Origin of the sequence: Paraburkholderia azotifigens (assembly GCF_007995085.1) — a bacterium.
Lineage (GTDB): Bacteria > Pseudomonadota > Gammaproteobacteria > Burkholderiales > Burkholderiaceae > Paraburkholderia > Paraburkholderia azotifigens.
Window position 1 is genome coordinate 2794699 of the sequence record NZ_VOQS01000003.1, and the last position, 13331, is coordinate 2808029.

General features: G+C 60.3%; 11 protein-coding genes. 5 read left to right on the top strand and 6 right to left on the bottom strand.

Annotated elements, in window-relative coordinates; translation table 11 throughout:
* Positions 1-18: 18 nt before the first annotated feature.
* Positions 19-711, top strand: coding sequence for a CBS domain-containing protein (locus tag FRZ40_RS29800; RefSeq protein WP_147236833.1), 693 nt, complete (start codon positions 19-21; stop codon positions 709-711).
* A gap of 53 nt (positions 712-764) precedes the next feature.
* Positions 765-1223 carry a BON domain-containing protein gene (locus tag FRZ40_RS29805; RefSeq protein WP_051446488.1) on the top strand — a complete coding sequence of 153 codons (459 nt, stop codon included), beginning with the start codon at positions 765-767 and terminating at the stop codon, positions 1221-1223.
* A gap of 158 nt (positions 1224-1381) precedes the next feature.
* Here the strand turns inward: FRZ40_RS29805 and acs are convergent, their stop codons facing one another.
* Positions 1382-3358 carry an acetate--CoA ligase gene (acs, locus tag FRZ40_RS29810; protein WP_147236495.1) on the bottom strand — a complete coding sequence of 659 codons (1977 nt, stop codon included), beginning with the start codon at positions 3356-3358 and terminating at the stop codon, positions 1382-1384.
* Between the two features lie 280 nt (positions 3359-3638).
* Between acs and FRZ40_RS29815 the strand changes: the two genes are divergently transcribed.
* Together FRZ40_RS29815 and FRZ40_RS29820 are read left to right on the top strand one after the other, a co-directional pair.
* Entirely contained in the window at positions 3639-3902 is a 264-nt protein-coding gene (locus FRZ40_RS29815; RefSeq protein WP_147236496.1) for a hypothetical protein, read from the top strand.
* Positions 3903-3936: 34 nt separating this feature from the next.
* Positions 3937-5424 (top strand): PAS domain-containing sensor histidine kinase, encoded by a 1488-nt coding sequence (locus tag FRZ40_RS29820; RefSeq protein ID WP_158647040.1) that lies wholly within the window; start codon positions 3937-3939, stop codon positions 5422-5424.
* 132 nt (positions 5425-5556) lie between these two features.
* Here FRZ40_RS29820 and arcC read toward each other — a convergent pair whose 3' ends face one another.
* The 5 genes from arcC to FRZ40_RS29845 form a co-directional block, all read right to left on the bottom strand.
* Positions 5557-6492 carry a carbamate kinase gene (gene arcC / locus FRZ40_RS29825; RefSeq protein WP_147236498.1) on the bottom strand — a complete coding sequence of 312 codons (936 nt, stop codon included), beginning with the start codon at positions 6490-6492 and terminating at the stop codon, positions 5557-5559.
* Positions 6493-6587: 95 nt separating this feature from the next.
* A complete protein-coding gene (locus tag FRZ40_RS29830; protein WP_028368634.1) occupies positions 6588-7598 on the bottom strand; it encodes an ornithine carbamoyltransferase in 1011 nt (336 codons plus the stop codon).
* Between the two features lie 67 nt (positions 7599-7665).
* Positions 7666-8925: an arginine deiminase gene (arcA, locus tag FRZ40_RS29835; RefSeq protein ID WP_197039370.1), complete on the bottom strand. Its 1260-nt coding sequence runs from the start codon at positions 8923-8925 to the stop codon at positions 7666-7668.
* 18 nt (positions 8926-8943) lie between these two features.
* On the bottom strand, positions 8944-10425 hold the full coding sequence (gene arcD / locus FRZ40_RS29840; protein WP_147236499.1) for an arginine-ornithine antiporter: 1482 nt from the start codon (positions 10423-10425) through the stop codon (positions 8944-8946).
* Between the two features lie 267 nt (positions 10426-10692).
* Complete coding sequence (locus tag FRZ40_RS29845; RefSeq protein WP_240057317.1) at positions 10693-11628, bottom strand: transporter; 936 nt, start codon at positions 11626-11628, stop codon at positions 10693-10695.
* A gap of 248 nt (positions 11629-11876) precedes the next feature.
* On the opposite strand from FRZ40_RS29845, the gene FRZ40_RS29850 reads away from it, so the two are divergent.
* Positions 11877-13298: a DUF2252 domain-containing protein gene (locus FRZ40_RS29850; RefSeq protein ID WP_147236500.1), complete on the top strand. Its 1422-nt coding sequence runs from the start codon at positions 11877-11879 to the stop codon at positions 13296-13298.
* Positions 13299-13331: the final 33 nt, after the last annotated feature.

Genomic DNA, 13331 nt, shown 5'->3' on the forward strand with positions numbered 1-13331 from the left:
ATCATGGAGGACTTAAGGATGCGCGCAATCGATGTCATGACCACGTCGGTCGTATTTGCACACCCACACATGACGGTACGGGAAGCGGCACAGATCCTGGTTGAAAAGAACGTGAGCGGAATGCCTGTCGTCGACGACAAGGGCGAGCTGCTCGGCATGATTACGGAAGGCGATCTGCTCCATCGCGCCGAGATCGGCACGGGAGCGGGCAAGCGTGCATGGTGGCTGGAGTTTCTGGCTTCGACCCGTGAACTGGCGAGTGAATATGTCAGGGAGCACTCGCACAGGGTGAGTGACCTGATGACGAAGGATGTCGTTGTCGTTGACGAAGATACGCCCGTTGTCGACATCGCGGAGTTGCTCGAACGGCATCGCATCAAGCGGGTGCCCGTGGTGAAGAACGGGAGGGTGACGGGTCTTGTGAGCCGCGCGAATCTGATCCGTGCGCTCGCCAGCATCGGCGCTGAACCGTCCGGTCCAGCCGCGGCGGATGATCAGTCGATCCGCGAAGCCATCGCGCTAGCCTTGCAGAATACGCGTTGGTCTGTGCCGCGCGAGAGTATTCTGGTCAAGGACGGCGTCGTCCATCTTTGGGGCGTGGTGACAAGTGACGAAGAGGCCGATGCCATTCGCGTCGCTGCGGAGAACGTACCGGGCGTGAAGGAGGTCAACAGCCACCTTGAATATCCGACAGTGCTTCCGGGCATGTAGGCCCATACGTCACGGAGCGCTGTCCAGGATAACCGCACGCGACGGAGACCAATATGACACGCGACCAGATATTGAAGCATGCGGTCGAGAAACTGCTCGGCGACAGCGCGCCCGTCGATTCGCGCGACATCACGGTGCAGGCGGCTCACGGCATTGTGACGCTTTCGGGTACCGTACCCAATGCCTTCCAGAAGCATCTGACCGAGGAGATCATGCGGCGGGTCGAGGGATGCCGCGGGTTCGTCATGGACCTTGGCTTTGCTGCGACGCCAGACCATCGCCAAGCCGATGAAACGCTCGCATCCAGAGTCGTCGCGGTCCTCGCGGGAATAGAAGGGCTGTCGCCCGACCGCGTGCGCGTGGCAGTCGAACACGGTTGTGTGACGCTTACGGGGCAGGTTGATCATGAGCCGCAGCGGGATGCGATCGAGCTGGTGGTCGGCAGCATCGACGGTATCGTCGAACTCAGCAACCTCATAGCGTTGCCGGCGCGCCGACATTCGGCTGCATAACGGTCTAACGGTCGGTCTAACGGTCCGGTTCGGCTGATCACCCGTTGCGTGCGCACGCGGATGTCGATAGTGCGCTCGCGCAAATACCTGTCAAGATGAAGCGCCGTCGCGGGCCGGTCTTCGACACGAAGACCGGCCCGACGTCGAGCCGGCAGCCATCAGGCGCGGTGACTGAACTGCTGCAGCACGGCTGGATTTTCGACGGTGGACATGTCCTGAGCAATGGATTCGCCCTTTGCAACAGCGCGCAGCAGACGCCGGACGACCTTACCGGAGCGTGTTTTCGGCATGCTTTCGCCGAAACGGATTTCCTTCGGTTTTGCGATCGGGCCAATTTCCTTGCCGACCCACGCACGCAGTTGTTCGGCGATGTTCTTCGCGTCTTCCGGGGCGGGGCGCGGTCCTTTCAATACGACGAACGCGACAATCGCCTCACCAATGGTCTCATCCGGCCGTCCGACGACAGCGGCCTCCGCGACGAGCGGGTGGGATGTCAGCGCCGACTCGATTTCCATCGTACCCATGCGGTGACCCGACACGTTCAGCACATCGTCGATGCGGCCGGTAATGGTGAAGTATCCCGTCTCCGGATCACGAATCGCGCCATCGCCAGCCAGATACAGCCCGCCCCCCAATTCGGGTGGATAGTAGCCATGCCGGAACCGCTCCGGGTTGCCCCATATGGTTCTGAGCATGGAAGGCCACGGGTGCTTGATGACGAGCAACCCGCCTTGGCCATTGGGCAATTCGGAGCCCGTCTCGTCGACAATGGCCGCTTCGATGCCCGGCAGCGGCAGCGTGCACGAGCCCGGCACCAGTGGCGTTGCGCCTGGCAACGGCGTGATCATGTGACCGCCTGTTTCCGTTTGCCAGAATGTATCGAGTACCGGGCAACGTCCACCACCGACTTCGCGTGCATACCATTCCCACGCGCTCGGATTGATCGGTTCGCCGACAGTGCCGAGCATCCGTAACGAACCCAACTCGAACCGGCGAGGATGTACCGTGCTGTCGGCCTCGGATGCCTTGATCAGTGAGCGGATAGCCGTCGGCGCCGTGTAGAAAATGCTTACCCTGTGGTGCGCAATCATTTCCCAGAAGCGCCCGGCGTTCGGCCACGTCGGCACGCCTTCAAAGATCAGCTGGGTGGCGCCGACGGCGGTTGGTCCATAGCAAATGTAGCTGTGACCCGTGATCCAGCCGATATCGGCTGTGCACCAGAACACATCGTCGGGACGGATGTCGAAGGTCCAGTGCATCGTCACGGCGCTCCACAACAGGTAGCCTGCCGTGCTGTGCTGGACGCCTTTCGGCGTACCCGTCGAACCCGACGTGTAGAGCACGAAGAGCGGATGGTCGGCCTCGACCCATTCTGGTTCGCACGTGTCAGGCTGTGCGTCTTCGAGCTCGTGCAGCCAGCAGTCGCGTGGCGGATTCCAGACAATCGTGCCACCCGTGCGCTGATAGACGATCACGGTGTGTACACCGTCTGTGCCGTCCATGGCGAGCGCTTCGTCGACGATCGACTTCAAGGGCAGACTCTTCCCGCCGCGCTTCTGCTCGTCCGCGGTGATGATGGCGACAGCACCGACATCCACCATCCTCTCATGCAGGGACTTCGCGGAAAAGCCGCCGAACACGACCGAGTGCACCGCGCCGATACGGGCGCAGGCCTGCATTGCGACGACACCTTCGATCGACATCGGCAGATAGATCATCACCCGATCACCCGCGCCGACGCCGCGGCCTCGTAATGCGTTCGCCACCTTGCACACACGCGCGTGCAATTGCCGGTAGGTAATACTGGTGATCGTGCCGTCGTCTGCCTCGAAGACTATCGCGTGTTTCTCGGCATTGCCATTGTAAAGATGACGATCCAGGCAGTTATACGATGCGTTAAGCAAGCCGTCATCGAACCATTTGAAAAAAGGGGCATTTGAATCATCCAGCACTCTCGTAAATGGACGGTGCCAAACCAGATGCTCGCGCGCGAGTCGTGCCCAGAATCCCGGCCGGTCGACGCGGGCTTCCTTGACGAGTGCCTCATAGGCAGCCATGCCGTCGATGACGGTGCCTTTCATGAGCGGTGGAATCACCGCGTCCGGTTCGTACGTGTTCGCGCCGAGCGTAGACATAGTCTCCTCGCTGGAATGTTTGAGAGAGTCCGAGCACGTCCACCTCGCGCGTTTGTCACCGCGAGCAACCGTTGTGCGTTGTCCTTTTGGCGCGCATTGTAGCGAAATCAGACGTCGCAAGCAGTGTCGTTCGGGTCACCCGGGATCCAATTGACACAAGTCAATTGCAACAGTCCTGACGGCCGTACATTTCATCTGACGGCAGGTGAATGTGCGATTGCTTCGTTACAGCTTCGCTCGCGTTTCCTGCACTCAGTTCGACATGCCGAGGAGAGCAACGATGAGTACTCCATCCGTGACAGAAGTACGGGAAGTGGCTACGGCGAATGAAATCCGCAAGATAATAGGACCATTCGAAGACGACGTCGTGACGAAAATCATGGCGATCAAGCCTACTGTCGACGACGTTGCCCGGGCATATTCATGGCTCAGGTCGGACGAGCATCTGCAGCGGCATCTCACACACAATCTGGCCGCGCGAGCGGCCGACGTCTTCGAGATACTGGCCGCCGAATATCCGGATCTCGGCGACCCTGTTCTCTGACCGAAGGACATCGTGTGAGCGAATGGAGGTGTCTGTGACGGGCGAACCTGGGCTTACCGGCAATGAGGAAACGGGGTCCGGAGGCAAGGTCTCCGGGGAACGCCGCTACCATTTCGCCATCGACATCGACGGGGAATACGCCGTCTTCACGCTGGATTCAATCGGTCAGGTGGAGACGTGGAACGCCGCTGCAGAACGCGTCACAGGATATGGCGCAGTGGAAATCCTGGGGAAGCCGTTTTCCGTGCTGTATCCGGCCGCTTCAGCGGACGTTCCCCTTCCGACCGACTTGCTTGCCAGAGCGGCGGCGACGGGACGCGCCTATTACGAGGGCTGGCATGCGCGTAAGGACGGAGCACGATTCTGGGCCAGCGTACTCGTCATTGCACAGCGACGTGAACAGGGCGACCTCGCCGGGTTTGCAGCCGTCGCTCATGATTTTTCATCGCGGCATCTGATCGAAGCAAGGCTTCGCAGGAGTGAGCAGCGGCTTCAGGTAATGATCGACAGCGTCGAAGATTATGCAATCTTCATGTTGAGTCCAACTGGCGAAGTCGCGACATGGAACACAGGGGCAGAGCGAATCAAAGGCTATCGCGCCGAAGAAATCATCGGCCACCACTTTTCCATCTTCTACCCGCCGGAAGGCAGGGCAGCGGGCCTGCCAGAACGCATGCTCGAGACAGCATCTACGCAGGGCCGTTCTGAAGCGGAAGGATGGCGTGTCAGAAGCGACGGTTCCCGATTCTGGGCGGACGTGATCATTACCCCCATTCGTGACGATACAGGAACGCTTCAAGGCTTCACCAAAGTGACCCGTGACCTGACCGAGCATAAACGGCTTGAAGAACTCGAACATGTAGGCAAGCTTGCAGCGGCGGCTGAAAGAGCACGGGAAGACGAAAAGAAACGCATCGCCAGAGAATTGCACGACGACCTCGGTCAGCAGCTGACCGCGCTAAAAATGAGTGCCGTCATCTTGAAACAGGAAGTCGAGGCCGGCCATTGCACCATGAAAACGGCGGCAATGGCGCGGGGCATCGTCACGCAGACTGACGAAACGATGAGTGCGGTTCGGCGCATTGCGTCCGATCTGCGTCCCACCATGCTGGATGATCTGGGATTGCTGCCAGCCGTCGAGTGGCTGGCAGATGAATTCAGCAGACGCTATGGCATCAAGGTAAACACCCGGCTGTCCGCAGGAGAGCTTGAGTTTAGCGATACCGCTGCGACCGCGATCTTTCGGATCGTTCAAGAGGCGCTGACGAATGTGGCACGTCACGCGTATGCGACGGAAGTCACCATCACGATCGAGCCCGAAAGCAGCCAATGTGAAGTTCGAATCGACGATGACGGCAGAGGTGCCGGTCCCGCGTCGAGTGGCAAGTCCGACTCATTTGGCCTGTTAGGCATCCGCGAGCGCGTACGGCAACTAAACGGCGCTGCGTGGCTTGGTAATAAGCCTGAGGGTGGTTTCAGCGTGAAGGCCAGTTTTCCGCTGGATTCGATCGTGCATCGATAACCAGTGGTCTGCAACCGTTCGGATTCGCGGCGGCCATTTGCAGGCGACACGAACTGAATGCAGACCACCCGTCTCGCGGCTGACGACGCTGAGGCACATCAACGATCTTCGCCCTTCAAAGGGAGGGCATTTCTAGGGCGCGCGATACTGTATGCCACGCGTTTTCATACTCACGCAGGTACCGGCCCGGCGTTCTGTAATTGCTTGAATGTCAGCCAGCGAGCCGATGACGGCATCCCGGCCGGTCTGACGAACGAATTCGACGGCCGCCTGCACTTTCGGTCCCATCGAGCCGCTTGCGAAGCCAAGTTTCTCCAGTTCGTCCGGATGCGCCTGCGCGATCGCTCGTTTATCCGGCGTTCCCCAGTCCACGTAGACGGCATCCACATCGGTGGCGACGATCAGCATATCCGCGTCCAGTTCCTGCGCGAGCAGAGCGGAGCACAAATCCTTGTCGATGACGGCCTCGACGCCAATCAGCTTCCGGTTATCGTCATAGCAGGTCGGGATGCCGCCACCGCCCGCGCAGATGACAATCGTGCCGTGTTCGAGCAGCCATCTGACAGGCCTGATTTCAAAGATATGCTTTGGCCGTGGGCTCGCGACAACGCGCCGGAATCTGTCGCCGTCGGGCGCGATGCTCCAGCCGCGTTCCTTCGCGAGGCGCTCGGCATCTTCCTTCTGGTAGACGGGCCCGATAGGCTTGGTTGGATGCGTGAAAGCGGGATCGTGCGGATCGACTTCGACCTGCGTCAGGATCGTTGCGAACGGAACCTCGTAGGGCAGCAGATTGCCGAGTTCCTGCTCGATCAGATAGCCGATCATTCCTTCCGTCTGCGCGCCCAGAACGTCCAGCGGATAGGCCTCGACTTCCTTGTATGCGGCGCTCTGCAGCGCGAGCAAACCGACCTGCGGACCGTTGCCGTGCGCAATCACCACTTCATTGCCGGGCGCGACGAGCGCAATCTGGCGGGCGGCGAGCCTGACGTTTTCGCGCTGATTCTCCGCCGTCATCGGCTCTCCGCGCCGCAACAGCGCATTGCCTCCCAATGCAATCACCATACGCATGATGAAGCTCCTCCTGGCGTGTATGCAAGATCGCGGGCGGCGCACATGTCACTGACGCTTGCGTCCCCGCGGCCTGATTGATTCCACCTGACGGCTCAGATATCGGCGAGTGTGGAGACAAGGATTGCCTTGATCGTATGCATGCGATTTTCCGCCTGCTCGAAAGCGATATTCAGAGGCGACTCGAAAACCTCTTCTGTCACTTCGATTCCATTAGAAAGGGCAGGGTACGTTTCAGCGATCTGCTTGCCGACCACTGTCTCGCTGTTGTGAAACGCCGGCAAACAGTGCATGAACTTCGCTTGCGGATTCTGCGCGGCTTTCATCAGATCCATATTGACCTGGTACGGCAGCAGCTGCTGGATGCGCTCGCCCCATGCTTCCACGGGTTCACCCATCGACACCCAGACATCCGTATGCACGAAGTCCACGCCTTTCACGGCAGCTTGCGCATCTTCCGTGAGCATGATGCGTGCGCCCGATTCGGCAGCGAAGCGCTCGCACGCCTCGATATGTTCCGCACTTGGCCAGAGCGCCTTGGGTGCCCCGATTCGCACGTCCATGCCGAGCTTCGCGCCGATCAGCAGCAGCGAATTGCCCATGTTGTTGCGGGCGTCTCCGAGGTATGCGTAGCTGATGGCCGTCAGCGGCTTGTCGCTGTGTTCGCGCATGGTAAGCACGTCGGCAAGCATCTGCGTCGGATGATATTCATCTGTCAGGCCATTGAAAACGGGTACCCCCGCAAACTTCGCCAGTTCGTCGACGATGTCCTGATGGAAGCCGCGATATTCGATCGCGTCATACATGCGCCCGAGCACGCGCGCCGTATCTTTCATGCTTTCCTTGTGTCCGATCTGGGAGGAATGCGGGTCGATATACGTGACATTCGCGCCCTGGTCGTACGCTGCGACCTCGAACGCGCAACGCGTGCGGGTCGACGTCTTCTCGAAGATCAGGGCGATATTGACGCCTTTGAGATGCTGCTGTTCGGTGCCCGTGTACTTCGCGCGCTTCAGATCGCGCGACAGGTCGAGCAGATAACGAAGCTCACGATTGCTGTGATGCATGAGGCTCAAAAGGCTTCTGTTGCGCAGGTTGAAACCCATGATGGGACTCCTTGAATGGCTATACGGCGAAGGCGCGCAGCCGTGCCGCGCGCCATTGAGTCAAGTATCAATAGTCGATGCGATCGCGCACGATCGGGCACGTCATGCAATGGCCGCCGCCTCTGCCTCGGCCCAGTTCGCTCGCCGTGATCGTGATCACTTCGACGCCGGCCTTGCGCAACAATGTGTTGGTGTAGGTGTTGCGGTCATAGCCGACCACGACGCCGGGCTCGATACAGACGACATTGTTGCCGTCGTCCCATTGCTCGCGCTCTGCGGCGAACGTGTTGCCGCCCGTCTCGACGGTGCGCAGCTTCGGAAGTCCCAGGGCATCGGCCACGACTTCGATGAACGGCTTGTCTTCGCGTCGAATGTTGATGCGTGTCGCTTCGGAATCGCTGGGGCGCAGCGAGAACGCGACGATTTCGTTGACCACTTCAGGAAACACGGTGACGAGATCCCGGTCGCAGAACGTGAACACTGTATCCAGATGCATCGCGGCGCGAGACTTCGGCAGGCCGGCCACGATGATGCGCTCGACAGCCCCCTTCGCGAACAGGCTCTGTGCGAGTTCGCCGATCGCCTGACGCGACGTGCGTTCGCCCATCCCGATGAGCAGCACGCCCTTGCCGATTGGCATCACATCGCCGCCTTCGAGCGTCGCCATCCCGTGGTCGCGGTCCGGATCGCCGTACCAGACATCGAACTCCCTGTTCGCAAAGTCGGGATGGAATTGATAGATTGCTGCCGTCAACACGGTTTCCTGGCGTCGCGCGGGCCAGTACATCGGATTCAGGCTGACGCCACCATAGATCCAGCAGGTCGTGTCGCGCGTAAACAGCGTGTTCGGCAAAGGCGGCAACACAAAGCCCGAATAACCGAGGTACTGCCGGTACATCTTCAGAGCGTTCGAATCCTCGGTATCGGGAATGTCCTCCGCGACAACGCCGCCGATCAGAAACTCGGCCTGCCGTCTCGGCTCGAGGCTCTCGAGCCACGCGCGAACCTCGTTGGCGAGCCCGACCCCGACGGTATCGGGACGGATCTTGCGATCCAGAATCCACTTGAGCGCTTCCGGGTTGTGCACGGTTTCTGTCAGGAGGTTGTGCATTTCCAGCACCTCGACACCGCGCTCGCGCATCTTCGTCACAAAGTCGAAATGATCCCGTTTGGCCTGGCTGAGCCAGATGACATCGTCGAACAGCAGTTCATCGCAATTGCTTGGCGTCAAACGTTGGTGCGCGAGACCCGGCGAGCAGACCATCACCTTGCGCAGCTTGCCGGCTTCCGAGTGCACGCCATACTTCATTGTTTCCGTGTTCATCATGTGTCTCCTCGAATCGAATCAGAGCGTGAGGAAGCCCTTGTACAGGCCGAATGCGGCAACCAGCGCCCCCAGCACGACCGCCGCAAAGACGGCTTTTTCCAGCGCCGTGAAGACAGGTTGCCCCGCTTCGCGCTTCGCCTTGGCAAAGAGCAACGCACCGGGGGCATACAGCAGCGCGGAAAGCAGCACGTACTTGAACCCGCCCGCATAGAGCAGCCATACCGCGTACACCACGGCGATTGCGGCAATCAGCATGTCCTTGTTGCGCTGCGCCGGTTCCGCTTCGTAGGTCTCGCGGCGCCATGCAACGAGCAGCGCATAGGCCGCCGACCAGAAGTACGGCAGCAGGATCATCGAGGTGGCCAGATAGATCAGCGAAAGATAGGTGCCTTTCGAAAACAGCGTGATGAGCAGGAATGCCTGTGTCATCCCATTGGTCATCCACAGCGCATTCGCGGGAACCTTCTTCGCATTCTCCTTGCGCACGAAATGCGGCATGGTGTTGTCACGCGCCGCCGAGAAAATGATCTCAGCGCAAAGCAGCACCCAGGAAAGCAACGCGCCAAGCAGCGAAATGACCAACCCGACGCTGATCAGAATTGCGCCCCAGTGCCCCACGACATGTTCGAGCACGCCTGCCATCGACGGGTTTTGCAGTCCGGCCAGATCCGGCCGCGACATGATGCCGAGCGACAGCATGTTGACGAGCACGAGCACCAGCAGCACGCCAACGAAGCCCATGACGGTCGCCTTGCCGACATCGGTGCGCTTCTCGGCGCGCGCAGAAAAGATGCTTGCGCCTTCGATGCCGATGAAGACCCAGACCGTCACGAGCATCGAGCCACGCACCTGGTTGGCGACGCTGCCGAGTTTCGGCGTGCTGAGCCCGAAGAAATCATTTGTGAAGATATGCGCGTTGAACGCAAAGATGCAGATGACGATGAACAGGACAATCGGCACGACCTTCGCAATGGTCGTGACCATGTTGACGAACGCTGCTTCCTTGATGCCCTGCAACACGAGGAAATGAACACCCCATAGCAACACCGAGGCACAGGCGATCGCGATCGGCGTATTGCCCTCGCCGAAGACGGGAAAGAAGTAGCCGAAGGTGCCGAACAACAGGACGAAGTACCCGACATTGCCGAGCCACGCACTGATCCAGTAGCCCCATGCCGACGAGAAGCCCATGTAATCGCCGAAACCCTGCTTCGCGTAGATATAGACGCCGCCGTCGAGTTCGGGCTTGCGGTTCGCAAGGGTCTGGAAGACGAACGCCAGGGTCAGCATGCCGACCGCCGTTATCGCCCAACCAATCAGCACCGCCCCCGCGCCGGCACTCACCGCCATGTTTTGCGGCAACGAGAAGATGCCGCCTCCGATCATCGATCCCACCACGAGCGCGGTGAGCGCGCCGAGATGGAGTTTCGGGGCGGCGGCGGACGTCGTCGACGGTCCTGTGGTCGCCCCGGATGTGGGTTGCGTTACTGAATCAGACATGTAACCTCTCCTTTACCTGGTTTCGAGTCCGCAGCAATGTATTGGGTCTTTTTATCGATTCGCCCACTCGGATTCACTGCGGACCCGCAAGTGCGCCAGGGCAGTCCCGGTCGCGCCGTCACAGGCGCGCATAGTCCGACCGACTCTCGACGCATCATCAGGATAGGAACGGACGACGCACGTCGATTGACCTGAGTCAATGGATGTTCCGGTATCCATAAGATCGCCTCACGCTCACACAACTTGCGTGAGGCGATTGGCGACCGTTCACCGGTTGAACCACCGATACTGCAACGTCAGCGAAATCGACTTGTAGTCGCCGCCCGCCCTGACCATGAAGCCGTTGGAGACTGCAAGTCTGGCCGACCAGTCGCGCGTTATCGGAAGCGAGAGCGTGAGCCCATAGCGGGCATTGCTTCGCCCGTCATCGTTGCGGACGCCATTGACGGACGTTGCACCGCCCGAATAGAAGCCCACATCGGCCGCTACCCACAGGCCGGGACGGAATGTGTACCCGCCGTGCAGCTGAAGCACGGCGAGCGGCGCTTGTCCGCGCCGCTTGCTGCCGAGAAACGACGTGTTGTCCGTGAACAGCCACACGCCGCCCATGACTTCCGCGAACCAGTTGCCGAGCGGCTGCGAGACGCCGAACTCTGGTTTGAATGCCCATCGGTTGCTTCCGATGTTGACGAGATGTGCTGGATCGTACTGTCCAGTGGGCGCCACGACCGTGAGGCTCGTGCCGACGATCGTGTCGGGTGTGCGGCGCGCGAACTCTTCGCGGGTCAGCGCTGGGCCGCCCAGAAGATCGACGGACAGCCTGAACCGGAGATCGCCGAGTCCCGCTCGATGCACCTGATTCGGAGCGTCGAAGACATTGCCCGAGATATCGCCGCTGACGAAAGGCGCAAGCAACCCGAATGAGGCCGCACGGCCGAAGAGATTGAACACATGCACGTAGCCGATGGAGGCAGAGGTGAGCTGCGCGCGCACATCGGTGATGGGAATCGACGGGTCGACGAGAACCTGTCCGCCAAGCCTCGTATAGGTGAACCCGATAAAGTTGGTGCCGACGGGGGCAGGCGAATACGCTCGCGGCTCCAGTTCCTGGGCGGACACGCGCATGACGGACAGAAGCAGGCAGGCGCCGACGAACCGTGCGCGAGACGGATCTGCACGGATTTGCGCGAAACTGGGACGCATAGCCGGCATCATTGATCGAAGGAAATGAAGGGAGACTGGCTGGCCGCGCGGCTTCTCGATATAGCCGCATCAAGCCATTTTCATGCAGAAGCGGATTCATTCACTGCCGACGGCATAACACAGGAAATGCGCGCTTATCGTCGGCGATCACGTTCTCGAAGTGTTGACCTGCATCAACCACGCGGTTGGTCGCATGCGTATCGTGATTTGCACGGAAAGAAATGCCGTGAGATTCGTAGGGGGACGCGATGGACAAAGCTGTTTCGCGCAAGGCCGCACATAACGCGCACGCAACGTCTGGCGGATATCGCACGCCGGATGAGAGGGCGGCGGAGGGGCGACTGTTACGCGACAATGTTTCCAGACGGGCACAGGCCGGATGGAAGCTTCCTGCGCAACGCCGCGATCCCATCGAGCTTCTCGAATTGTCTAACGAAGGTCGCATCCCGAGTCTGGTTCCGATCCGCTTCGGACGTATGTCCGCTTCGCCGTTCGCGTTCTATCGCGGGGCGGCCATCGTCATGGCGGCCGATCTGGCAACGACGCCGACGAGCGGCTTGCGCGTGCAGGCATGCGGCGACGCGCATCTGATGAACTTCGGCGGTTTCGCTACACCCGAGCGCAATGTGATCTTCGACGTCAACGATCTCGACGAAACGCTGCCGGCGCCATTCGAATGGGATCTGAAACGTCTTGCGACCAGCGTCGTGATCGCGGGGCAGCATCTGGAACTGGCCTATAGCGACACGACGCACATCGCCACGGAACTCGTACGCGAGTACCGCGAACGCATGCACGATTACTCCTCGATGCGTGCGCTCGATGTCTGGTACGACAAAATCGACCTGCAAAAGTATAGGGACCGGTCGGGCGATCCCGAGGTGGTCGAAGCGGCTCGCAAACGGATATTGGAACGGATCGAAATAGAGCGCCGCAAGACCGTGCCGGATCATCTCTATCCGAAGCTGGTAACGGAAGAGGGCGCGCAGCCCCGGATCAAGGACGAGCCGCCGCTCATATTTCATCCTTCCGGGGAGTTAGCCCCAGGTCTGGAGTCCGGGTATGCCGACGCGATCGCATCGTATCGCGAGAGCCTCCCCGAGCACGTACGTATTCTGTTTGACCGGTTTCACTTCGTCGATCTCGCGCTCAAGGTGGTCGGCGTGGGAAGCGTCGGCACCATGTGCGGCGTCGGTCTGTTCATGGCGGCGGACAACGATCCCTTGCTGCTGCAGGTCAAGGAGGCGCGGGCGTCGGTGCTCGAAGCCTACGCGGGCAAGAGCCTGCATGCGAATCACGGCGAGCGCGTGATCGCCGGCCAGCGCATCATGCAGGCCGCGAGCGACGTGTTTCTCGGCTGGAGCCGGGGAGAAAACGGACGCCACTTCTATATTCGCCAACTGCGCGACATGAAGATGTCGGTGATCATCGAGGCGCTCGATGCGGGCATGCTCAGGCAGTACGCGCGCATGTGCGCGCATGCGTTGGCGCGGGCTCACGCGCGGTCCGGGGATGCGGCGACGATCGCGGGCTACATGGGTTCGGGCCAGACGTTCGACGACGCAATCACGGAGTTTGCGACCGAGTACAGTTCGCAAAACCGCCGCGATTACCGGGCGTTTATTCAGGCCATTCGGGAAGGCCGGATCGACGCGCAAACAGGGGAGTAGGGGCCGACGGGAGCGGCCGCCTCTGCTTCAGAT